General features: G+C 59.4%; 24 protein-coding genes. 17 read left to right on the top strand and 7 right to left on the bottom strand.

The annotated features are described in order from the left end of the window. Positions 1-11: 11 nt before the first annotated feature. Complete coding sequence (gene coaBC, locus GQF00_RS08265; protein WP_161318685.1) at positions 12-1211, bottom strand: bifunctional phosphopantothenoylcysteine decarboxylase/phosphopantothenate--cysteine ligase CoaBC; 1200 nt, start codon at positions 1209-1211, stop codon at positions 12-14. Between the two features lie 290 nt (positions 1212-1501). Here coaBC and radC point away from each other — a divergent pair, with 290 nt between their 5' ends. The 14 genes from radC to GQF00_RS08195 all read left to right on the top strand — a co-directional run bounded on the left by radC (position 1502) and on the right by GQF00_RS08195 (position 12851). After that, positions 1502-2176: a DNA repair protein RadC gene (radC, locus tag GQF00_RS08260; RefSeq protein WP_161318684.1), complete on the top strand. Its 675-nt coding sequence runs from the start codon at positions 1502-1504 to the stop codon at positions 2174-2176. Positions 2177-2361: 185 nt separating this feature from the next. Continuing rightward, entirely contained in the window at positions 2362-2598 is a 237-nt protein-coding gene (rpmB, locus tag GQF00_RS08255) for a 50S ribosomal protein L28 (protein ID WP_035232732.1), read from the top strand. 23 nt (positions 2599-2621) lie between these two features. Beyond that, positions 2622-2789: a 50S ribosomal protein L33 gene (gene rpmG, locus GQF00_RS08250; protein WP_007151127.1), complete on the top strand. Its 168-nt coding sequence runs from the start codon at positions 2622-2624 to the stop codon at positions 2787-2789. Positions 2790-3187: 398 nt separating this feature from the next. After that, positions 3188-3424, top strand: a complete 237-nt coding sequence (locus GQF00_RS08245) for a Flp family type IVb pilin (RefSeq protein WP_202560432.1) — start codon at positions 3188-3190, stop codon at positions 3422-3424. A 26-nt stretch (positions 3425-3450) separates the two neighbouring features. Next, the gene (locus GQF00_RS08240) at positions 3451-3903 is read left to right on the top strand and encodes a TadE/TadG family type IV pilus assembly protein (protein ID WP_161318683.1); all 453 of its coding nucleotides are present in this window, start codon (positions 3451-3453) and stop codon (positions 3901-3903) included. A 69-nt stretch (positions 3904-3972) separates the two neighbouring features. Next, the gene (cpaB, locus tag GQF00_RS08235) at positions 3973-4812 is read left to right on the top strand and encodes a Flp pilus assembly protein CpaB (protein WP_161318682.1); all 840 of its coding nucleotides are present in this window, start codon (positions 3973-3975) and stop codon (positions 4810-4812) included. Then, positions 4802-5962 (top strand): type II and III secretion system protein family protein, encoded by a 1161-nt coding sequence (locus tag GQF00_RS08230; RefSeq protein WP_237440444.1) that lies wholly within the window; start codon positions 4802-4804, stop codon positions 5960-5962. Before cpaB ends, GQF00_RS08230 begins: the two co-directional genes overlap by 11 nt. A gap of 4 nt (positions 5963-5966) precedes the next feature. Further along, on the top strand, positions 5967-7160 hold the full coding sequence (locus tag GQF00_RS08225) for a hypothetical protein (RefSeq protein ID WP_161318681.1): 1194 nt from the start codon (positions 5967-5969) through the stop codon (positions 7158-7160). A gap of 28 nt (positions 7161-7188) precedes the next feature. After that, on the top strand, positions 7189-8349 hold the full coding sequence (locus tag GQF00_RS08220) for a CpaF family protein (RefSeq protein WP_161318680.1): 1161 nt from the start codon (positions 7189-7191) through the stop codon (positions 8347-8349). Continuing rightward, positions 8346-9266 carry a type II secretion system F family protein gene (locus GQF00_RS08215; protein WP_161318679.1) on the top strand — a complete coding sequence of 307 codons (921 nt, stop codon included), beginning with the start codon at positions 8346-8348 and terminating at the stop codon, positions 9264-9266. The genes GQF00_RS08220 and GQF00_RS08215 overlap by 4 nt, the downstream gene beginning before the upstream one ends. After that, a complete protein-coding gene (locus GQF00_RS08210) occupies positions 9259-10131 on the top strand; it encodes a type II secretion system F family protein (protein WP_161318678.1) in 873 nt (290 codons plus the stop codon). Before GQF00_RS08215 ends, GQF00_RS08210 begins: the two co-directional genes overlap by 8 nt. Positions 10132-10169: 38 nt before the next feature. After that, the gene (locus GQF00_RS08205; RefSeq protein WP_237440443.1) at positions 10170-10838 is read left to right on the top strand and encodes a hypothetical protein; all 669 of its coding nucleotides are present in this window, start codon (positions 10170-10172) and stop codon (positions 10836-10838) included. Positions 10839-10867: 29 nt separating this feature from the next. Then, entirely contained in the window at positions 10868-11146 is a 279-nt protein-coding gene (locus GQF00_RS08200) for a hypothetical protein (protein WP_161318677.1), read from the top strand. Then, positions 11121-12851: a hypothetical protein gene (locus GQF00_RS08195; RefSeq protein ID WP_161318676.1), complete on the top strand. Its 1731-nt coding sequence runs from the start codon at positions 11121-11123 to the stop codon at positions 12849-12851. The genes GQF00_RS08200 and GQF00_RS08195 overlap by 26 nt, the downstream gene beginning before the upstream one ends. Positions 12852-13126: 275 nt before the next feature. On the opposite strand, the gene GQF00_RS08190 is transcribed toward GQF00_RS08195, so the two are convergent. Next, complete coding sequence (locus GQF00_RS08190) at positions 13127-14323, bottom strand: fatty acid desaturase (RefSeq protein WP_370519470.1); 1197 nt, start codon at positions 14321-14323, stop codon at positions 13127-13129. Between the two features lie 146 nt (positions 14324-14469). Further along, a complete protein-coding gene (locus GQF00_RS08185; protein WP_161318674.1) occupies positions 14470-16446 on the bottom strand; it encodes a hydantoinase/oxoprolinase family protein in 1977 nt (658 codons plus the stop codon). A 145-nt stretch (positions 16447-16591) separates the two neighbouring features. On the opposite strand from GQF00_RS08185, the gene mutM reads away from it, so the two are divergent. Beyond that, positions 16592-17401 (top strand): bifunctional DNA-formamidopyrimidine glycosylase/DNA-(apurinic or apyrimidinic site) lyase, encoded by an 810-nt coding sequence (mutM, locus tag GQF00_RS08180; RefSeq protein WP_161318673.1) that lies wholly within the window; start codon positions 16592-16594, stop codon positions 17399-17401. Between the two features lie 137 nt (positions 17402-17538). Continuing rightward, positions 17539-17916 (top strand): hypothetical protein, encoded by a 378-nt coding sequence (locus GQF00_RS08175; RefSeq protein WP_161318672.1) that lies wholly within the window; start codon positions 17539-17541, stop codon positions 17914-17916. A gap of 149 nt (positions 17917-18065) precedes the next feature. Here GQF00_RS08175 and GQF00_RS08170 read toward each other — a convergent pair whose 3' ends face one another. Both GQF00_RS08170 and hemW read right to left on the bottom strand, forming a co-directional pair. After that, positions 18066-18836, bottom strand: coding sequence for a TetR/AcrR family transcriptional regulator (locus GQF00_RS08170; protein ID WP_161318671.1), 771 nt, complete (start codon positions 18834-18836; stop codon positions 18066-18068). A 57-nt stretch (positions 18837-18893) separates the two neighbouring features. Beyond that, the gene (gene hemW / locus GQF00_RS08165) at positions 18894-20045 is read right to left on the bottom strand and encodes a radical SAM family heme chaperone HemW (protein ID WP_161318670.1); all 1152 of its coding nucleotides are present in this window, start codon (positions 20043-20045) and stop codon (positions 18894-18896) included. Between the two features lie 144 nt (positions 20046-20189). Here hemW and GQF00_RS08160 point away from each other — a divergent pair, with 144 nt between their 5' ends. Continuing rightward, complete coding sequence (locus GQF00_RS08160; RefSeq protein ID WP_161318669.1) at positions 20190-20636, top strand: YaiI/YqxD family protein; 447 nt, start codon at positions 20190-20192, stop codon at positions 20634-20636. On the opposite strand, the gene GQF00_RS08155 is transcribed toward GQF00_RS08160, so the two are convergent. Further along, the gene (locus tag GQF00_RS08155) at positions 20627-20938 is read right to left on the bottom strand and encodes a hypothetical protein (RefSeq protein WP_161318668.1); all 312 of its coding nucleotides are present in this window, start codon (positions 20936-20938) and stop codon (positions 20627-20629) included. The two genes, GQF00_RS08160 and GQF00_RS08155, sit on opposite strands and share 10 nt — an antisense overlap. Positions 20939-21027: 89 nt before the next feature. After that, the gene (locus GQF00_RS08150) at positions 21028-21243 is read right to left on the bottom strand and encodes a hypothetical protein (RefSeq protein WP_161318667.1); all 216 of its coding nucleotides are present in this window, start codon (positions 21241-21243) and stop codon (positions 21028-21030) included. Positions 21244-21320 lie beyond the last annotated feature (77 nt).

Below are 21320 nucleotides of genomic sequence, written 5' to 3'. Positions count from 1 at the left end.
TTGTGGCGTCATCAATCCTTATACCTGATCGCAATCAGTTCAATAAGCTGTTTGGCAATCTGGGCCTTGGAAGCCAGCGGCAACACCTTGTGGCCGCCGGGCCAGATCACGGTGAGGGCGTTGTTGTCGCTGTTGAAACCCACGTTGCTGCCGGACACGTCGTTGGTGGCGATCATGTCCAGTTTCTTGTTGACCAGTTTGCCCTGGGCGTAGGCCATCACGTCCTGGGTTTCCGCGGCGAAGCCCACGGTGAAGGGACGCTTTTCGTGTTCGGCCACGGAGGCAACGATGTCCGGGTTTTTCACCAGGGTGAGGTGAATTTCCTCGGTGGATTTCTTGATCTTGTGATCGGCGGTGACGGTGGGGCGGTAGTCCGCCACGGCGGCGGTGGCGATGAACACATCGCAGCCGTCGCTGACCACCTGCATGCAGGCATCAAACATGTCCACGGCGCGGTTCACGTCAATGCGGGTCACCCGGTTGGGCGTGGGCAGGTTCACCGGCCCGGCGATCAGGGTGACACGGGCACCGGCCTCGGCGGCGGCTTCCGCCAGGGCAAAGCCCATTTTCCCGGAGCTCTTGTTGGTGATGTAGCGCACCGGGTCGATGGCTTCCCGGGTGGGGCCGGCGGTGATCACCACGTGCTTGCCAGTGAGCAGTTCGTAATCGAACACGTCAGCGGCCTGCTCAATGATTTCCATGGGCTCGAGCATGCGCCCGGCACCCACATCGCCGCAGGCCTGGCTGCCGGAACCGGGGCCGAAGACGTGTACGCCCTTTTCCTGGAGCATCAGCAGGTTTTGCTGGGTGCTTTTATCGGCCCACATCTGCTGGTTCATGGCCGGGGCGATGGCGATGGGGGCGCCGGTGGCCAGACACAGGGTGTTGAGCAGGTCGTTGCCGTGGCCGTGGGCCAGTCGCGCCATGAAGTTGGCGGACGCCGGGGCGATCAGCACCAGATCCGCCCAGCGGGCCAGCTCGATATGCCCCATGGCGGCTTCGGCGGCCGGGTCCAGCAGGGTGGTGTGCACCGGGTTGCCGGACAGGGCCTGCATGGTCAGCGGGGTGATGAATTCACAGGCACCCTGGGTCATGACCACCCGGACCTGGGCGCCGGCGTCCTGCAGGCGGCGCACCAGATCGGCGGCCTTGTAAGCTGCGATACCGCCGGTTACCCCCAGCAGGATGCGTTTGTTGACCAGTCGTTGCATGCGAAAACCCTTAAATGGCTGACGGCAATCATGGCAAATCTCCCCTGCCAGCGCTGCCCCGAAAGTGCTACTAATTTCAGCCGCATAGGGTAGCACTCAATATGATGCGCATCACGCATTGACGCTGATTGCTGGATGCCTGGGGACATACGAGAAGATCCGGGGTTTCCAGCCTGCGGTGGCTGTGGGTTGATCAGCAGGTGTGGAGAGCTGTGGTGTGTATGCCTGCCAGTTTCGTGGGGGGAAGGGCGAGTTTTTCAGGCTGGCCGTTAACAGGACTAGGGAAAGTCATGGCGATTACAGATTGGCCGACGGATGAGCGGCCGAGGGAGAAGTTACTGGCGCGTGGCGCAGAGGCGCTCAGTGATGCGGAGTTGCTGGCCATTTTTCTGCGAACCGGGCAGCAGGGGATAACAGCGGTGGATCTGGCGCGGCGGCAACTGTCCGCCGGTGGCGGATTGCGCGCCATGCTGGACAGCAGTCCTGAGGCCATGGCGCGGCTGCCGGGCATGGGGACGGCGCGCCGGGCCCTGTTGCTGGCAGCGCTGGAGCTGGGACGGCGCTATCTGGCCGAGCCTCTGGAGCGCGGCCTGCCGCTGGATAATCCGGACAAGGCCGGGCAATTGCTTACGGCCCGGTTGCGCGGGCTGCCCTATGAAGTGTTTGCCTGTCTGTTCCTGGATAACAAGCACCGGCTGATTGCCTATGAGCAGCTGTTCCAGGGCACCATAGATGCGGCGGCGGTGTATCCCCGGGAAGTGCTGCGCCGGGCCATGGAGCATAATGCCGCTGCGGTGATCCTGGCCCATAATCATCCTTCCGGGGTGGCCGAACCCAGCCAGTCGGACCACGCGATTACCCGGCGCCTGGTAGAAGCTTTGGCGCTGGTGGACATCCGGGTGCTGGATCATCTGGTAATTGGCGATGGGGGCTGGGTGTCCCTGGCGGCCCGTGGGGCGGTGTAGACAGTTGGAATGCGGCGAGGGTCGATCTCTACCGTTTGGAAGGTTGCTCGCCGCTAAGCCCTTGAATGTTGGTGAATCGGGATCGGATTCCAAGATTGTGCTTGAATCTTGAGCGGTCCACTGGTATAAATCGCGCCTTTTCCGGGGCTCTACCGTCCCCGCAGGAAGATTTACGGAGCAAGACAATGTCCAAAGTTTGCCAGGTGACCGGTAAGCGCCCTGTAACGGGCAACAATATTTCGCATTCGCACATCAAGACGAAGCGTCGTTTTGAGCCGAATCTGCACCACCACCGTTTCTGGGTTGAGTCCGAGAAGCGTTTTGTTCGCCTGCGCGTCAGCTCCAAGGGCATGCGCATTATCGACAAGAAAGGTATTGATACCGTTCTGGCCGATATTCGTTCCCGCGGCGAACGCGTTTAAGACTGAATTTAAGGAGCTAACCCATGGCTGGTCCGATTCGTGAAAAGATCCGTCTGGTGTCCTCTGCTGGCACTGGTCACTTCTACACCACGACCAAAAACAAGCGTCTCCATCCTGAAAAGATGGAAACCAAGAAGTACGATCCGGTTGTGCGCAAGCACGTTGCCTACAAGGAAGCGAAGATCAAGTAATATTGATCATTGCTGCCTGGCAATACGGACAGAAAAAACCCGGCCTGGCCGGGTTTTTTTGTGTCTGCAGGAAAGTGGTCAGAAGGCGGGGTTCCTTCCCGCTTTTTTGCTTTCGAAGACCGACTCAATTATCTGCCCTTAACATATTTGCATTGCTTTGTCGCTGTGATCGTTATCACAAAAATGCATTCTTAACCGCTTGTCGTTCTTATAAAACCGGTGGGAAGCTGGTGCTGCGTAATTCTGGAACGGTGGTGTTAGCGTTTACGTGACGGAAACATGGATAACAGAATGCCTACGCAGCAATGGTTGAGCCTGTTTCCGTGGATGCCTAGCATATCAAAACGGCTTCATATGCAGACAAGACAGGTATACAAGGATGTCAATGGAGATTAATCATGAGTAGTTTGTCCCGAATTTATTATTCCCTTCTGGCGCGCTTATTTACCCGTATGCCGGGTCGTGCCCATGGTCAGCGTGGCGCCAGTGCGCTGGAATATATCGTGCTGGCCGCAGCTCTTATCATCATCATTGGTGTTGCACTGACTACAGTGGGTAGCGATGCCATAGAAACGGCCTTCACCGATCTCTTTGACGATGCCGCTGCGGGTGGCGGTGGCGGTGGTGGCGGTTGACGCCTGACCAGGCTGGACGTTCTGTTGTGAACATTCGTCGCCGGCAATTCGGTGCGGTAGCACTCGAATTCATCATGCTGTTTCCGTTCGTGGTGGCCATGTTGTATGGCGCGGCGGTGTACGGCCTTACCTTTTTTGCCCAATACAGGATGCAGAATGCGGTGGACGCGGCAGTGGCCACCGCCCTGTATCTGGATCGTTCTGCCTACGAAAGCGAAGCACTGTCCGCCGCCGTGACCCAGCGTGCCAATAATGCGTTGGCCGGGCTGGTGGCACAGCTGCCTCAGAGTCTGCGGAATCTTGATACGGATTCCGCCTGCGCTCTGGAGACAGTGGGCGGTATCGAAATGCTTCGCTGCGAGCTGGTTTATAGCAATTATGCGGCGAATCCCATTGCGCCGGCGTTGAATTTCGGCATGCTGGGGGAGTTCCCGCCATTACCTGCGCAACTGGATGTGGATGCAAGAGCCGCATTCTGAGCGGTCAGCATTGCGGAGTTTCTGGCGCGGGATAACAAATAAAACCGACAAGGATGTTCCGGAGAGAACATGGGATCGAGACTGTTGTACATGCTGCCCGCCCTGGTGGTGGCATTGGTTGCCCTGATACTGGCGGTGGTGGGGTTGAGTCGTGACCCGTCCCCTTCCCTGAAGGTGGCGCCGGAAGACAAGGATCGTGTCACACAGGAGCAACAGGCGCCGACATTTCGCTATTGGGTGGTGACGGAGAACCTTGCCATTGGCGATGTGCTGGATGAAGAATCCCTGGCGGTGGTGTCTTCCCCTGCTCCGATCGCCAATGTGCTGACCGCGGATGAAGAGGTGGTCGGTAAAGAATTACGCCAGTTTGCCCGTCCGGGCGAGCTGCTTTCCCGAAATCATCTGGAACCCGGCGGTACCCTGCCTGGCACCTTGCCGGCAGGGTACCGTGCGTTGGCGGTGGCCGTGGATGACGTGGTCATGGCAGGTGGGTTGGTGACGCCGGGTGATCTGGTGGATGTGGTGGTGGCCTTCCGCAAGGGCGATGGCGAGCGGGATAACCCGGCAGCCATGGTGCTGCTCAGCAATGTGCAGGTGCTGGCGGTGAAGGGAGCCATGGCGGAAGCCCAGTCTAACCAGGATCAAGAGCGGCAACGGCGCAACAATACCGTTGTGCTGGCGGTGCCCAGTGACAAGATGCCGGCGGTGTTGCTGGCGGAGGAGCAAGGGGCGCTGCGGCTGGCCGTGGTGGCCAGTGAGGACAAGAGTGTGGCAGCCGGAGGCCGTAGCAAGCCGGTGTATTACCGCGACCTGTTCCCCAGCAAGGCGCCCCCTGTGCGTCGTGCGGCACCGGGGCAACGGGTGGAAGTTTACGAAGGATCGGATTCGAGGAGCACCTATGTGCGTTAGCAGGCTGTTCAGATTGGCCATGATGGTGCTGGTGTCGGTATGGCTGATGCCGGCCCAGGCGGAAGGTCTCGCCGGGTCCATGCGCGTGGCGCCGGGAGACCAGAAGGTGCTGACCTTTCCATCGGCGGTGGCCAAGGTGGCGACTTCAGATCCTGCGGTGGCAGCGCTGACGGTGACGGGCGGTCAGGAGCTTCTGCTGACTGCCAAGGCGGAAGGCTCCGCGGTGCTCTCAATCTGGTTGCGCGGCGAGAGCAAGCCGTTGCGCAGTACGGTGGTGGTTGCGACGACCCTGGGATCTTCCCTGCCGTTCGGCACGCAAGTGCAGACCGACATCCGGGTGCTGGAAGTGAGTCGTGCCGAGTTGAATCAGTTAGGCATGAGCTACAGCAATGTGTGGGACGGTGGCAATACAGCGGCAGGAGTGGCTGTACCGGGCAGTGGTTTCCAGGTGCCGGGCAGCATACCGACACCAATCAGCAGCGAAGGCTTCAATCTGTTCCGCTTCGGTTCCAATTCCGTGCTGGCCATTAATGCCCTGGAAGCCGGGGGGTTTGCCTACACCCTGGCCGAACCTTCGCTGACCAGTTTGTCTGGACAAAGTGCCAGCTTCCTGTCTGGTGGGGAATTTCCCATTCCTACCCGCAGTACCACGGAAGGCGTGCAGATCGAGTTCAAGGAATTCGGTATTGGCTTGAGCCTGACCCCCACGGTTATCGATGAAAACCAGATCATTCTCAAGGTTGCCCCGGAAGTCTCCGAGCTGGATTTCTCTGCCGGGGTGGAAACCGGTGGTGTGGCCGTGCCCGGGCTGCGGGTGCGTCGTGCGGAAACTACGGTTTCCCTGGCCCCCGGTGAGACTTTCATTATCAGTGGCCTGGTGAGTCGCAATACGGTGAGTAACAGTGACCGGTTACCGGGCATCGGTAACCTGCCCATTCTTGGCGCCTTTTTCCGCTCTTCCCGGATTGAAAAGAATGACAAGGAGCTGGTGATGGTGGTGACGCCGCACCTGGTGACGCCCCAGAAGCAGCAGGAAATGCCGGCGACCCTGCCCGGTGCCGGGTATCAAAACAGCAGCATGGGCTGGCTGGACATGGCCACACAGGTGCGTCGAGGTTCCCAACCCATCCGCCACGGCCTGAGCTGGTGACCCCATGAGTGATCATGACATTGTTCTTTCCGTTGTCGACGATGCGGGCCTGGAGGCCTGGCTGGAGCGGGTAGTCGAAGAACCCTTCCGCCTGGAGCAGGTGAGCCGGACCGACCTGACCCGGGTGCTGCGTTTGCTGGAGGCCACCACCGCCCATGTGGTGATGGTGGAAATTTCCGATGCGGATCTGGACCAGTCGCTCGCCATCATTACCGCCCTGACCAGTGCTCGCCCATGGGTCACGGTGATTACAGTATGCGCCCGTGCCAATCAGGAGCTGCTGTTGCAGTCCATGCGCGCCGGTGCCCGCGACTGTTTTGTGGCCGGCAGTGATGCCGGCGATGTCCGTGAGCGGTTGCGTAGGCATCAATTGATGCGGGTGGGGCATTATGATGACCGTATCCAGTCTGCCACCAACAATCTGGTGCTGGTGGCTTCAGCCAGTCCCACCGTGGACACTCGCTTTCTGACCCAGAACATTGCTCTGAGTGTGAACCAGCTGTTCCCCAATGAGCGAACCCTGGCCATTGATACCCAGCCGTCCGAGCGGGGAATCTTTTATCTGGATGTGCATAACGAGTACAGCCTGGAAAACCTGCTGGCCAGCCCGGAAACCCTGGACGATACCCTGATCGGTACTGCCCTTGAGGAATATCGCCCGGGCCTGCGTCTTCTGGCGGGCGGGGTCAATCGGGAGGACATGGAAGGAGACCGCAGCGCGGATCTTTTCATCGCGCTCAATCATCTGATGCAGATGTTTGATCGCATCATCATCAATGTGGGCACCATGCAGCGTCGTCACTGGGTGCGGGCGCTGGGTATCCATGCCCGGCATCTGTTGATCGCCATGCATCCGCTGGTGGATCAGGCCCATGCGGTGCGCACCCTGGGTAATGAATGGCGTGCCCATCTTGGGCGCGACAGCCAGGTGCGACTGGTGGTGGATGGCGCTGATAACCGGGTGCCGCCTGCCGCCGATGAACTGGCAGAGACCGCCGGCGCCGATGTCATCGGGCAGTTGCCCATGGACTGGCAGCATCGCCTGATGGCCATGAATGCCGGTTTACCGATACAGGAACAAAGCCCCCGCAGCCATTACAGCCGCGCTTTGCAGGGTTTGGTGAGCAAGTTGGAGATGCAGCCGGACAATGCCCAGAGCAGCGAAAGCTGGTGGCAACGGATTCGCAGCCAGGGCTAGGGCCCTGCTGTCATGAAAGGAGTTTAGAGTGGCAGGACGCATTGACGCGGAATACCAGCAGCTAAAAGACCGCGCCCATCGCTGGGTAGTGGAGCGGCTGGATGAAGAAGGCATTGAGGTCAGCAATGCCAACCGCGATCTGCTGTCTGAATTTGTCCGCAATGCGGTGGGGCAGCAAATCGCCCTGAACCGGGTGCCGCTCTCCACCCAGGACCTCAATCAGCTGGTGAAAGACACCCTGGACGAGGTGTTGGGTTTCGGTCCGCTGGAGCCGCTGCTGGACGATCCACGCATCAACGATATTCTGGTGAATGGCCCGGACAATGTGTTTATCGAAGTGGCCGGGGTGCTGCAGAAAGCCCAGGTCCGCTTTATCAATGACGACCATGTGACCCGGGTAATTCGTCGCATGCTGGCTCCGCTGGGGCGGCGTCTGGATGAGTCCAGCCCCATGGTGGATGCGCGGCTGCCGGATGGTTCGCGGGTGAACGCCATTATTCCGCCGCTGGCCCTGAACGGTCCCAGCATCAGTATCCGTAAATTTACCCGCAATCATCTCAGTGCCGAAGAAATGATCCAGAGCGGCTCGTTGACCCAGGCCTGCCTGGATACCCTGATTACGGCAGTGGAAACCCGGCGGAATATCATCATCAGCGGCGGTACCGGGACTGGCAAGACCACCATGCTGAATCTGATCAGCCAGTACATTCCCCGTGAGGAACGTATCCTGACCATCGAGGATTCTGCCGAGCTGGTGCTCAACCACCCCCATGTGGTGTCGCTGGAAACTCGCCCGGCCAATACCGAAGGCAAGGGCAAGGTGACCGCTCGGGAACTGGTGGTCAATTCCCTGCGTATGCGCCCTGACCGGGTGATTCTGGGGGAGGTGCGCTCCAATGAGATCATTGAGTTGTTGCAGGCCATGAACACTGGCCACGAGGGCTCCATGAGTACCATCCATGCCAACAGTACCCGGGATGCGCTGGTTCGTATCGAGACCCTGCTGGCTGTCAGTGGCTATGAAGCCAGTGAGAAGGCCATCGGGCGCCTGATCGGCTCGGCGCTGGATGTGATTATCCAGCTGGAACGTCTGCCTGATGGGCGTCGCCGGGTCAGTGAAGTGGTGGCGCTGTCGCCCACCGATGATGAACAGTACAACCTGGACTATCTCTACCGGAGTGATCCATGAGCGCCGTGGCGCTGCTTGGCATGGCCCAGACTCTGGGCATCATTGCGGTGATGACCGTGCTGGTACAGGTGCTGTGGTTTCGGCGTCGCGAGAAGGTGTTGTTCAATGACCGGGTGCGCCAGCGGCTGCAGCAGCGAACCGATATTCCCGTAGAGCCGGCTCTGGCACGGGTGGCCAGCAGCCCACTGGAGCGAGTGCTGCTGCGGGCGGATATTCGTCTTTCCCGCACGCAATTGGCGTTGTTGGCTGTACTGACGTTTATTCTGGTGGCGCTGGTGCTGGCCAGCAGTGGCCCAGTGGCCGCGGTGGTAGTGCTGGCGTTGATTGTGGCCAGTGCCTGGCTGTATTGGCGGTTCCGGTTTCAGCAGCAGCGCAGCACAATTTTCGAATCTCTGCCAGGAATCATGGATTCCACCCTGCGGTACATGGAGGCGGGTCGCTCTCTGGAAGCCTCGCTGCTGGAGTCGTTCAATGATGCACCTCCCGTGTTTACGCCGCTGACCTTCCGGCTGCGCAGCGCCATTGAGGCGGGCCGGGATTACACCGGGCTGTTTGATGATTTTTCCCGGCTTTATCAGGTTCCCTCGTTGGTGATGGTGTCCATCGCCCTGCGTACGTCATCCCGTTTTGGTTCCTCCGTGCGGCCGGTGTTACAGCAAGTGGCGAATTCGCTGCGTTCCCAGCAGGAGTTGCGCCGTGAGTTTCTGGCGTCCACTGCGGAAACCCGGTTTACCGCTGGCGCCTTCACGCTGCTGCCGCTGGCCATGGCCGCCTACATGATGCTGATCAACGAGAAGTATGCCGAGGTGCTGCTTAACACCGATACCGGTCATACCATGCTGATCATTGCCGGCATCCTGCAAGGGTTGGGCGTGGTGGTTATCTGGCGCATGGTGCAGGGGGTGGGCCGTGAATGATGTCTTGCTGATCCTTTCGCTGGTTTTGGCTGGATTGTCCCTGTGGCTGCTGTTTCGTGCCCGGTATTGGGAAATACAGGGCAAAGTCAGCCAGCGTCTCAACGAGACCGGCTCGCGCAATGGCGAGGGCGACAACGCCCGCTTCTGGTTGTGGAGACTGTCCGCGGCGCTGACGGAATCCGCTCTGGCGGCCGGTGACTATCAGGAAATTCGTCAGGCCATGGCCGTCATGGGCAAGAGTCGTGAGCAGTCACAGGTGATTTATCTGTTGAGCTGCTGGGTCTTGCCCGCGCTGGTTGTCGTGGTGGGTTTTGTGTTTTTTGGAGTCATTGGTGGTGTGATGCTGTCGGTGGCCGGTTTTATTTTGCCCCGGCGCACTCTTCGGGGGATGGGGGCGCATGCGGAAATGCGCCAGAACCTGGAAGCGGTGGAGTTGTGCCACATGACCCGCATGCTGATGGAGGCGGGCCTGTCACTGGAGCGGGTGATGCGGATCATCGGTGTACAGGGGCGCCCACTGTTGCCCGTGCTGATCCTGCGCATTGACCGGTTCAACCGGTTGATGCAGTCCGGTGCCGAGCGAAGCCTGGCGCTGGATGAACTGGGCGAGAACAAACGGATTCCGGTGTTGCGCAGCTATGTGGTACTGATGAAACAGAGCAGTTTGCTGGGTTCCGGAGTGTCTGCCAGCCTGGACCAGATTATTGAGGAAGCGCAAAACGTGGAGCGCAACCGCATTCGGGAGGAAACCAACCGGATCGGGGCCAAGATGACGGTGGTAATGATGGCATTCATGCTGCCAGCGCTCTTTATTCTGATCGGCGGCCCGGCGGTGATTTCCATTGCTGATGCGCTGGCACGATAGTTAACAGAAAAGCACAGGAAGGGACGAGAGAGATGCCGATGCGAGGTTGGGTTTGGGTGGCAGTGATTCTGGCGGGTTGTGCCAGTCAGCCGTCACAGACAACGCCCGAGGGAACCGTGGATACCAGTGATATTACCTGTCAGGAGGCGGTACAACCGGAGCAGCGCGTGGATCTGGAAATGATCGATACCCTGATGGGTAAAGGGCGTAATCATGCTGCACTGGCGCGTCTGGAAAGCAAGCCCATGGACGGCATTGACTACTGGTTGCGTTACGGTCAGCTGCTGGCGTCTACCGGCAAGCTGGATGATGCCGAGCAGGTGTTCCGTGAGCTGGTGCTCCAGTGTGTCGATGGCCGTAGCCGACATGGTCTGGGGATGGTGCAGCTCAAGCGCAATCATGTGAATGCGGCGCTGCTGCATCTGGAGATTGCCCGCAACCTGTCACCGGCCTCTGCCCAGGTACGCAACGATTATGGTTATGCATTGTTGCTGGCAGGGCGTTACCAACAGGCGGCTTTCGAACTTCGCACGGCGCTGGAGCTGGCCAATGGTCAGGGGCCGGTTCGTCAGAATGTGGCGGTAGCCTATCTGTTAAGGGGTGACGAGCAGGGGTTGGACGCGTTGAAATCGGATTATGGTTTCTCGGAGGATGAGTTGGACTACGCCAGGGCGCTGCGGCAGCAGTTTGGCAAGTCTGAACAATGACACGCACTGGGAAACAGGAGGGCAAGAAGATGAAAGCTCCATGGTTATTGATTGGTCTCTACCTGCCTGTGGCAGCGCTGGCTGCGGAGCCGCCCGGGCAATATGCCTTCGGCATTTCTGATCAGGTGGTGAGCAAGCCTCCGGCGACAGAAACAGAGTGGTTGCTGAAACAGCAGCGTACCGCTCCCCCGAAACAGGACAGTGAGCTGTCTGCTTCCTTGTATGTTGACAGTCAGCGTCGTCTGGCTGACTCCTTCCGCACCCCGATTCCGGAGTCCTTCGGTGAGCAGACCCGGGACGATAACTGATCCTCGCCGCCAGCGGGGGGCGCTGACCATCATCACCCCCTTGCTGCTGCTGGTCATCATTACCCTTTCCGTGATGGTACTGGACGGGGCGAGACTCTATAAGCTGCGCGGCGAGATGCAGGCGCAGGTGAACGTGGCGGCCCAGGCGGGTGCGTCGGCCACCCAGAGTTGTGGCGGGCTGGCTGCGTCCACATTCCTGATTCGTCAGCGTGCATTGGCTGCCGCTCAAGCCCAGGGGTTCTCTGGTGAGGCAGACGCCCTCACAGTGAGAAGCGGTGTCGTGGAGCGGGGTGCCGACAATGTGTTGGCGTTTCGTCCGGTCAGCTTTATCGAAAGCAATGCGGTGCTGGTCTCCTATACCCGCAATGAACCCATTTCTCTGCTGTTGCCTGAATCCGTGTTCGGCACCCTGAATATTACTGTCAACGCTGCTGCCCGTAAGGAAGTTGTTGCCACCCTCAGTGCTGCGGGCAGCACTGCCACCGTGGACTCCGGCATTGTAGGAGGGCTTCTGGGCTCTGTGCTGGGTGACCCATTTTATGTATTGGACCCCACAAGCCTGGACAGCCTGCGCAATACCACGGTGCGGCTGGGTGACTTGCTGACGGAAGTGGGTGTGGCTGACGTTACTGCGTTACTGGGTCTGGATGGGCAGACTCTGGCTGCGGCATTGCGTGATATCGGAGGCATTTCCAGTCCGGTAGGACGGACCCTGGATGACTTGCTGGGTGCTGCCGGTCTGGAAACGGTACAGGTCAGTGATGTGCTGGAGGTGGTGGAAGGCACGCAGGTGCCAGCCAGCAGTGAGTTTCCGCTGTACGATATGTTGATCAGTCTGGTGCTGAATGTGGCAGAAACCCAGCAGGATGCACTGGGCGGATTTCTCACGGTCCCACTGGATGTGGATCTGGATCTTGGCGCGGTTGCCAATGTGAATGCCAGCGTTCGATTGAATGTGGGCGAGGCGCCACGGATTGTGATTGGCCCGGCCCGGCAGGATGCGGATGGAAACTGGGTTACCCGCTTTTATGCACCGGATATCCGTTTGCAGGTGTTGGCGAACGTGCAGTTGTTATCGCTGGGTGGCTTGCTCTCCGGTGCGAACGTCTATCTGCCGCTGGCCGTCAATGTGGGCGGGGCAGAAGGAGAGTTTGTCTCAGCTCGTTGCGCGGTGGGCGGTGTCAATCAGGTAGAGATTGGTATCAATCTGAACCGCAGTGTGGCGCGGTTGGGGACGGGGACCGTAGACACGGATACGGGGGATATTATCCCCGAAAATGGCGATCTGGATCTGCTGGGGATCTTGGGTTTGCAATTGCTGACGGCGGATGTGTTTATTGCCGGCGAGGTGCCAGGCATCCAGGAGAACAATGTCATCATTTCCGATGATTACCCGCTCTATTGCAGCGATCTGGGTTGCAGTGAAGACACCTATCAGGATACCGGCGATGGCGTTGGCGGGCTGGATCTGGATCTGGATTTGCGCAACGTTGCGTTGCTGGGCCTGCCTCTGGACCTTTCCTCGCTGCTGAACCTGCTGGAGGGGCTGCTATCGGATGTGGTGGAAGCGCTGGCGGGTGCGCTCATCAATCCTTTGCTTGAGTCTCTGGGCATTGGGCTTGGCGGTGTTACCGTCACCGTAACCAATGCAGATCAGGGTGGAAGTCAGGTGATCGAGAATGTGACAGTGGTAGAGGATAACTGATTGGTGGCAAGCTTTAAGCGTGAGCCTGCAACGCCAATGCGCCGCGTTGCCTCCGTTCGAGAAAATCCCTTTATGCGCTCAGCATACTGAATCCCTTCTGGCGCTGAACACTGTCCACGGTGGTTTTTTACTGAGAGATAGCCTTCCGGCTGTTTGATGAAAGCCGAGCCCCTGCGCATTGCGCTTGTGATATTCCTCTAAAGCGGCAAAACCGTTACGCCTCAGCCATCCTTGATGCGCTCAAAAAAAACGGCCGCAAAAGCGGCCGTTTCTGATTACGCAGCAGCGTGCCGGTAGCGGGCAAGCTGATCGGCGAAGTCCTGCAGGGCGGCGATGCCGGATTCGCGGGCATCGTGGTACCACTGCTCCAGGGCTTCCACCATTTCCGAGGAATTGCGGCTGGTCTGCGACCAGATGTCCTGCAGGCGCAGGCGGAACTGGTAGATGGCGTCCAGGGTCTCGTTGCTCTGGGTGAGGCTGACCAGACGCTCCTGTTGAGTGGGCTTGATGAGAGACAGGTCCTTGTGGAACAGGGCTTTGGCCCGGGCATACAGGTCACGGGTGGCCTCGCAGGCTCGTTCCTGTTCCTGCTTGAAAACCGGGACAATAACGGTCTTGCGGTAGTTGGCCATGACCTGGAAACGGTGTTGCATGACGCCACGGAGGGCGTCCAGGTCGATGCCTTTGGCTTCCTTGTCGATGACTGGCTTGGGCGCCACTTTCTTGACGTTAGCCAGCCCCAGCATCTCGAAAAGCCGGATCCAGGCCCAGCCCGCATCAAACTCGAAACGGCGCACGGACAGCTTGGCGGAGTTGGGGTAGGTGTGGTGATTGTTGTGCAGCTCTTCGCCGCCAATCAGGATGCCCCATGGGGAGATGTTGCGGCTGGCATCGGCGCACTCGAAGTTGCGGTAGCCCCAGTAGTGGCCAATGCCATTGATGACGCCGGCAGCGAAGACCGGGATCCACATCATCTGCACTGCCCAGATGGTAATGCCGTACACACCGAACAGCATCAGGTTGATGACGGCCATCAGTGCCACACCGCCCATGGGGAAGCGGGAGTAGACGTTACGCTCCAGCCAGTCGTCCGGACAGCCGGCGCCGTACTTCTGCAGGGTTTCTTCGTTCTCGGCTTCCTCTCGGTACAGTTCTGCGCCTTCGCGCAGTACCTTCTTGATGCCTTTTACCTGCGGGCTGTGCGGATCATCTTCAGTCTCGCACTTGGCGTGGTGTTTGCGGTGAATGGCGGTCCACTCACGGGTGTTCTGACCGGTGCTGAGCCACAGCCAGAGACGGAAAAAATGTTTCAGGATTGGGCTCAGTTCCAGCGCCCGGTGCGCGGAATAGCGGTGCAAATAGACTGTCACGCTCACGATAGTGGCGTGGGTCATCGCCAGGGTAATCAGCACCAGCGCGCCCAGACTCGGGGCCAACAGGCCGTGTTCAATGAAATCAAGCATCAGGTTCATACACTAAGAATACGGAGTATGTATTGTGCCCAGTCCCGGTGACGGTAAGAAGACGCTGAATGGGTCAAATTCGGACTTTCGGCCACTGCATCGACCGGACGGCGGGATTGCCGGGATGAAGGGCAGTCGCCGCAGCCGTCAGGTGTTTATCCGGTCTTTTCCAACAGCAGATGCCCCTGTGGTGTTACGCGGGCCCCCCAGCCTGGAGCCAGCCAGGTGGTGCCCACGGATTCGGCGATCAGAGCCGGGCCTTTGAGGTGTTGGCCATTGCCCAGATGTTCGCGTCGATAAATGCCCACTTGCTCTTTGGTGCCTGGCAGATGAGCGGTCCGCAGGGGGTGGCCAACCTGATCAGGCAGGGCCGGAGGGGTTGGCGGGCGCTGTTCGGCGAGACATTGCACTCGCAGGTTAACCTGTTGCACCGGCAAGCCCAGGCGGTGCCCGAAACGCTGTTCGTGGGCCAGATGAAATGCCTGCTCACGCTGATTGGCGTCATCCAGCCAGGGAATCTGCAGTACCGACGACTGCCCCCGGTAGCACATGTCCAGGAAGACGTGATAGCGGACCTGGTCGGCGGCAACGCCTTCGGCCTGTAATTCGTGCAGCCCCTGCTGCTTCAGTGCCTGAATCTCTTCTCCGCAGGCGTGATCTGGCAATCCATCCGGGAGGGCCTTGAGCAACTCCCGTTTACGGGGCGCGTAGACGAGCCCTTCCGCGGAGAGCACGCCGGCCCGTTGCGGCACAATGGCCCGGCGCATGCCCAGGTTATCCGCCAGTTCGCAGACATGCAGGCCGCCTGCGCCGCCAAAGCTCATCAGGGCAAAGTCTTCCGGGTCATGCCCCTTCTGGATGGAAATCACCCGCAGGGCCTGGGTCATGTGCTCGTTGGCCAGTGCCAGCACTCCCTCGGCGGCTTGCAGGGTGTCTATACCCAGTTGATCACCGAGTTTGGCCATGGCTTGCTCGGCGGCAGCCACGTCCAGATTCAGGGAGCCGCCCAGGGCAAAGTCCGGCTGCAGGCGGCCCAGCACCACATTGGCGTCGGTAACGGTGACCTGCTGGCCGCCGCGGCCATAACAGGCAGGGCCGGGATCGGCGCCGGCAGATTGCGGGCCCACATGGAGCAGTCCGGCCTCATCAACATAAGCCAGGGAGCCGCCACCGGCGCCGATGGTGTGCATGTCCACCATGGGTACGGCCACCGGATAGGGACCAATGTGGCCTTGCTGGGTGAGCCGGATTTCCCCATCCAGCAGGGCAACGTCGGTGGAGGTGCCGCCCATGTCGAAGGTCATCAGCTGTGGCTGATTCAGTTGTTCCCCCAGCCGCTGGGCGGCAGCGAGGCCACCGGCCGGGCCGGACAGCAGCAGATTCACGGCCAGTTCCTGCGCCTGGTGGGCGGCCATGGTGCCGCCATGGGATTGCATGATTGCAAGTGGTGCCGGTGCGGTGGCCCGCTGAAGGCGTTCCAGGTAGGCTGCCACTTTGGGAGAGAGCCAGGCGTTCAGCCAGGTGGCCATGCCGCGCTCGTACTCGCCGCGGGTGGGAATGATGTTATGGGAGGTGCTCACGGCCAGCCCTGCCTGTTGAAGAGCGTCGGCGATTCGCTGTTCCTGGCTTCCATCCAGATAGGCAAACAGCAGGCAGACGGCCACGGATTCCGGACCATGGCTGATAACGCGCGCCACCAGATCGCTCAGGTGGTCATCAGAGAGGGGCTGGATTTCCTTGCCGGTGGCATCCAGGCGGCAGTGGGCGCCTTCGCAGGGCAGTGTCGCCAGCACTCCGGCCCGGGACGAGGGCGTCAGGTTGTAGAGCTCGCTGCGGTTTTGTCGACCGATGCGCAGTATGTCCTCAACACCATGGTTGGTGACAAAGACGGTGCGTGCTCCCTTCTCTTCCAGTGCCGCATTGGTGGCCACGGTGGTGCCATGGACGATAGCCAGCTCGCCTGCCGCCATGGCCGCGTCCAGCTGCAGTTCCCGGATCCCCTGCAGGATCGCCTGCTCCGGGGAGGCGGGAGTGGACAATACCTTGTGAATGCGCGGCTCACCGCGTCCCAGCAGAACAAAATCCGTAAAGGTGCCGCCGGTATCGACGCCGAGCCAGAAAGAGAGAGGCATGACAGTAAATTAATAATTAATAGTTAATAATGAATAGCTGAAAGGACAAGATGCTAACGTAGTGTAGCGCAAGACTTGCCGGGATTTGGACGATGTGCCGGTTTTCGCTATTAATTATTCATTGTTAACTATTAATTGCCTTTTTATGCCCGAATTACCCGAAGTAGAAACCACCCTGCGTGGCATTCGCCCTCATCTTGAAGGTCAGGTGCTGAGCGAGGTGGTGGTGCGTGAACGGCGTTTGCGGTGGCCGGTAAGTGAGGAGCTGCTGACGCTGCGTAATAGTCAGGTGCTGGCCTTGCGGCGGCGCGCCAAGTACCTGTTGATCGAGCTGGATTGCGGGGAGTTGCTGATTCATCTGGGCATGTCCGGCACCTTGCGGGTGGTGGATCAGAGTGTGCCCCTGCGCAAGCATGACCATGTGGATCTGCAGCTGGATAGCGGCAAGGTGCTGCGGTTTAACGACCCGCGTCGCTTTGGCACGGTGTTGTTCCAGGCGGGGGGAGAGCCCCATCCTCTGCTGGCAAAGCTGGGGCCGGAGCCGCTCAGTGAGGCTTTCAGTGGCGACTGGCTGTTTGACCGCTCCCGAGGCCGCAAGGTGGCGGTAAAGAGCTTCATCATGGACAACGCCACCGTGGTGGGGGTGGGGAATATCTATGCCCAGGAGAGCCTGTTTCTTGCCGGCATTCACCCTTCCCGGGCGGCGGGGAAAATCTCAAAAGCGCGCTATGAGCGATTCGCCGAAGCCATTAAAACGGTGCTGGCCAGAGCCATCGAAGCGGGTGGGACCACGCTGAAAGACTTCACCCGCGCGGATGGCCAGCCGGGTTACTTTGCCCAGTCCCTGAATGTCTACGGGCGGGCGGGGCAGCCCTGCCTGAGGTGCAAGGCCTTGCTTAAGGCAGACCGTCACGGGCAACGCAGCACCAGTTACTGCCCGCAGTGCCAGCGTTGATCAGGGAATGAGCGATTTGCGTATTGCCGGGGTCCCTGCAAAGGTGTAGATTGTGATGCAATTGTCGGAATATTAACGACTTAGCTGAAACAATGTCAGCGATACTTTAACTATAAGAACTTCAAGAGGGACTGACCATGAAGCGAGCAAAGCGCCCGGTAGTGGCATCTGTTCTCGCCTCCACCCTGATGCTGAGTGCAATGGCGCCGTTGCCGGCGATTGCAGGCTCCACGTCTCAGGATCGTCCGGGGGAAATCGCGATGATCGCCGATTCGCTGATCGCGCGGCCGGTGCTGTTTGCGTCCACCGTGGTCGGTGCGGGTCTGTGGCTGGTCACATCGCCGTTCAGCCTGCTGGGGGGCAATATCGGTGAGGCAGGGCAGGTGCTGGTATTGAATCCGGGCAAGAGTACTTTTATTCGCTGTCTGGGTTGTACGCCGGCCCAGCATGAAAGCCTGAAAGCCGAGAAGGCCACCAGAGAATCACAGGAAGAGACGGTGGCTGCCGCGGAGTAATTTCCGGCTGCACAGCGTTGTCTGAAAAAAGGGCATCCCGCTTGGCGGGATGCCCTTTTTTGTGGAATGCAGGACACAACTGATTGGCAGGGTAACAAACGCAATAAAGCCTGCCCGGGGATCCCGGACGGGCTTTATTGCGTCAGGCGTCAGGCGTTCGAGGCCGGCTTGTCCAGTTTCAGGCAGCTGCGTTCGCTGCAAAGGTCGCCGAACAGTGTTTCGCACAGTGACTGGATTTTGGCGTCGAGGGCGGCATCGTCAAAGGGGTCGCTGACCATGGGCTGCCAGTTCATGGCGTTAAGTTGCAGTTGAATATGTCGTAACAGCATGCGGTAGGGGTCGTTGAGCGCGTACATGTCCAGCACGCCTTCCGCGTGGATCAGGGTGTGCATGCCCATGCTCATGGCCCATTGGCCCGAGCTGAACGTGAGGGGCGCCTTGCCGTGGCTTTCCAGTTCGCTGTTGGTGATCGCTTCCGCGACCACGCTTTCCACCATACGGCCGATGGGCATGGTGGCGGCCATCAACTGTTCCCGACGGTGGGTGGAGGAGGCCAGCCAGACCACTTCGGTCATCACGTACTGCTCCAGGCGGAAATGTTCCGGATGGTGCTGGGCAAAGAGCGTATAAGCCACGGCGAAACCGAGCATCTTGTCGCGGGTAGAGAGATTCGATTCGGCTACGCGCCGAAAGTATTCCTGGCGGGTGGCGGTGAGTTCGGTGCACACCGCAATCAGCAGATCTTCCTTGGAGGCGAAATGGTGGTACAGGGTGCCGGTGGCAAAATTACAGCTGCGGGCAATGGCCGCCATCTGGATGCCGAGAAGCCCTTCATTGCAGAGCTGCTGGCGGGTGGCTTCGATAAAGAGCTTTTCCCGCTCAGCGAGGGCCTGTTCCCGGCCACTACGTGTTTTGATCATTGTGTTTTTTCTGTCCCTGATTCGTCTTGATGCAAGCGTGAGCTTTATATGAACGTTTTACAATGTCTCTGCCAGCGTTTCCAGCACACCGTTAAGGTGACGGAGGCCATTCGGCGTGCAGCCGAGCCGTTCATCGTTGATGGTCAACAAGCCTTGGCGCTGCAAGGGGATTAACAATGGGACCCATTGTGCCGGATTCAGGCCCATGGTTCGTTCGACGGTTTGTAACGATATGCCATCGATCAGCCTTAGCCCGTTCAGCAGTGCTTCGAAGATTCTGTCAGTACCCTCAACAGGCTGCGGATTGCGCCGGGCGCTGGCCGGGGCAGCCAGATAATCCTCGGGCTTGCGGGTTTTCTGGTAGCGGGTGATGACCAGAGCGCCATGCTCGTCCAGGGTGGAGAGTTTGCTATGGGCTCCTGCCCCAATGCCCAGATAGTCACCGAATTGCCAGTAGTTGAGATTATGGCGACAGGCCTTGCCAGGTTGAGAGAAGGCAGAAATCTCGTAACGCTGGAAGCCGGCAGCCGCCAGCAGGGCAAAGCCGGCCAGTTCGGTGTCGGCCATGCTGTCGCTGTCCGGCTGAGTGGGGGGTGAGCGATAGAACACGGTATTGGGCTCGATAGTCAGCTCATACCAGCTCAGGTGAGTGGGCTTGAGGGCGATGGCCTGCTCGAGATCCGCCATGGCCTGTTCCAGGCTCTGGCCCGGCAGGGCGTGCATGATGTCCAGGTTCAGGTTGTCGAAACCTGCGTCCCGGGCCTGGCCGGCAGCAGTGATTGCCGCCCGGGCATCATGAATGCGGCCCAGTGTCTTCAGGTGGCCATCATTGAAACTTTGCACACCAATGGACAACCGGTTGATGCCGGCTGCCCGGAATCCTTCAAAGCGAGTGGCTTCGGTGGTGCCCGGGTTGGCCTCCAGGGTGATCTCGACGTCGTCGGCCAGTGGCAGCCGGGCACGGATGCCGTCAAACAGTTGCCGGTAAAAGTCCGCTGACATCAGGCTGGGTGTGCCCCCACCGATAAACACGGTCTCCACCGGGCGCTCACCGGTGATCGCCACATCCTGTTCCAGATCCAGCAGCAGCGCGTCCAGATACGCCTGCTCCGGCAACTCTCCGCGTTCATGAGAATTGAAATCGCAGTACGGGCACTTGCGCACGCACCAGGGGGTGTGGATGTAGAGGGAGAGGGGGGGCAGGGACATGGGGCAATGAATAATTAATAGTTAATAATTAATAGCTAAAGGCAAATGACAGGCTCTTCAGCACATTGAGGTCTGCTACCATACGCCAAGGCCTGCTGGTTGTTTAACTATTCACTATTAATTATTCATTATTAATTGCTTTTTATGCATATCTGGGTTGATGCCGACGCCTGTCCGCGTCCGGTGAAGGAAGTGTTGGTCAAGGCGGCGCAGCGAGTGCAGGTGCCTTGTACTTTTGTGGCGAATCAGCCCATTGCGGTGCCGCGTTCGGCACTGATTCGTTCCATTCAGGTGGGGCAGGGCTTTGATGTGGCCGATAACGAGATCGTGCAGCGTTGTGCGGCGGGTGATCTGGTGGTGACCCAGGACATCCCGTTGGCCGCGGAGGTGGTGGCCAAGGGCTGTGAGGCGGTTACGCCACGGGGGCACTGGCTCGATAAGGACACCGTGCGTGAGCGCCTTAACATGCGCGATTTCATGGAAGAGATGCGCTCCGCCGGTATGGAAACCGGTGGCCCGAAAAGCTTTTCCCCCCAGGACAAGGGTCGCTTTGCCAACGCCATCGATCGCTGGCTGGCCCGTCAGAAGTAGGCTGTCAGTCCGATCTGGCCCCAGCTTTCATCGTTCCCTCCGTCCCGCCGTACATCTTCGCCGGCCCAGCTATATTGCCAGCCGGTGTAAAGGGTGAGGGGCTTGAGGGCTGTCCAGCTGAGCTGGATGCCCGCTTCGGTATTGTTCAGTCCATTATAGGCTTCGCTGGCATAGCCGTGATCGTAGGCCTGTGTCAGGTGCAGGGTGGCGTGGAGTGAGTCTGCCAGGTCTTTCTCTGCGAACAGCGAGAGAGAATAGAAGCTCCCCTCAGCCTGTTTGCTCCAGGTGCCATCCAGCGCCACGTGCAGAATCTTTGTCAGTTTTCGCGAGACGCCGAAGCCGGCCTCCAGATCATCGGGGTCATCCGGGTGGAACTGCAGATAAGTAAGGTTTAGGTAGGGATTCCAGTCCCCTGCCAGACCCCTGCGGCAAAGTCCGATACCGACAAATCCATGCTGGCCGTGTAAAAACCCGAGCCATCCAGGTTGTCGCGCCCTTCGGAGATATATCGGCTTTGCCACTGTGTATTCAGACTGCCTTGTACACCCGACGCCAGGGTGGGAAGGGGGAGAATCAGCAGCAGGATCATTACCGGTCGTTGGAACACGCACGCATCCTTGTGTGGTGGGAGTTCAGGCACTGTAGCAGCGTCAATGGTAAGGGAGGGTGAATGTTGGTAATAGT

Origin of the sequence: Alcanivorax sp. DP30, assembly GCF_009882945.1 — a bacterium.
GTDB lineage: Bacteria > Pseudomonadota > Gammaproteobacteria > Pseudomonadales > Alcanivoracaceae > Alcanivorax.
Note: the sequence above shows the minus strand (reverse complement) of the source record. Positions and strands in the feature narration are given on the sequence as shown.

Coding starts and splice junctions, on each gene's coding strand:
- mutM (WP_161318673.1), top strand. CDS start 16,592: ATGCCCGAATTACCCGAAGTAGAAACCACCCTGCGTGGCATTCGCCCT.
- GQF00_RS08225 (WP_161318681.1), top strand. CDS start 5,967: ATGAGTGATCATGACATTGTTCTTTCCGTTGTCGACGATGCGGGCCTG.
- rpmB (WP_035232732.1), top strand. CDS start 2,362: ATGTCCAAAGTTTGCCAGGTGACCGGTAAGCGCCCTGTAACGGGCAAC.
- GQF00_RS08185 (WP_161318674.1), bottom strand. CDS start 16,446: ATGCCTCTCTCTTTCTGGCTCGGCGTCGATACCGGCGGCACCTTTACG.
- GQF00_RS08215 (WP_161318679.1), top strand. CDS start 8,346: ATGAGCGCCGTGGCGCTGCTTGGCATGGCCCAGACTCTGGGCATCATT.
- GQF00_RS08245 (WP_202560432.1), top strand. CDS start 3,188: ATGAGTAGTTTGTCCCGAATTTATTATTCCCTTCTGGCGCGCTTATTT.
- cpaB (WP_161318682.1), top strand. CDS start 3,973: ATGGGATCGAGACTGTTGTACATGCTGCCCGCCCTGGTGGTGGCATTG.
- GQF00_RS08190 (WP_370519470.1), bottom strand. CDS start 14,323: ATGAACCTGATGCTTGATTTCATTGAACACGGCCTGTTGGCCCCGAGT.
- GQF00_RS08200 (WP_161318677.1), top strand. CDS start 10,868: ATGAAAGCTCCATGGTTATTGATTGGTCTCTACCTGCCTGTGGCAGCG.
- coaBC (WP_161318685.1), bottom strand. CDS start 1,211: ATGCAACGACTGGTCAACAAACGCATCCTGCTGGGGGTAACCGGCGGT.
- GQF00_RS08175 (WP_161318672.1), top strand. CDS start 17,539: ATGAAGCGAGCAAAGCGCCCGGTAGTGGCATCTGTTCTCGCCTCCACC.
- GQF00_RS08230 (WP_237440444.1), top strand. CDS start 4,802: ATGTGCGTTAGCAGGCTGTTCAGATTGGCCATGATGGTGCTGGTGTCG.
- GQF00_RS08170 (WP_161318671.1), bottom strand. CDS start 18,836: ATGATCAAAACACGTAGTGGCCGGGAACAGGCCCTCGCTGAGCGGGAA.
- hemW (WP_161318670.1), bottom strand. CDS start 20,045: ATGTCCCTGCCCCCCCTCTCCCTCTACATCCACACCCCCTGGTGCGTG.
- GQF00_RS08205 (WP_237440443.1), top strand. CDS start 10,170: ATGCGAGGTTGGGTTTGGGTGGCAGTGATTCTGGCGGGTTGTGCCAGT.
- rpmG (WP_007151127.1), top strand. CDS start 2,622: ATGGCTGGTCCGATTCGTGAAAAGATCCGTCTGGTGTCCTCTGCTGGC.
- radC (WP_161318684.1), top strand. CDS start 1,502: ATGGCGATTACAGATTGGCCGACGGATGAGCGGCCGAGGGAGAAGTTA.
- GQF00_RS08160 (WP_161318669.1), top strand. CDS start 20,190: ATGCATATCTGGGTTGATGCCGACGCCTGTCCGCGTCCGGTGAAGGAA.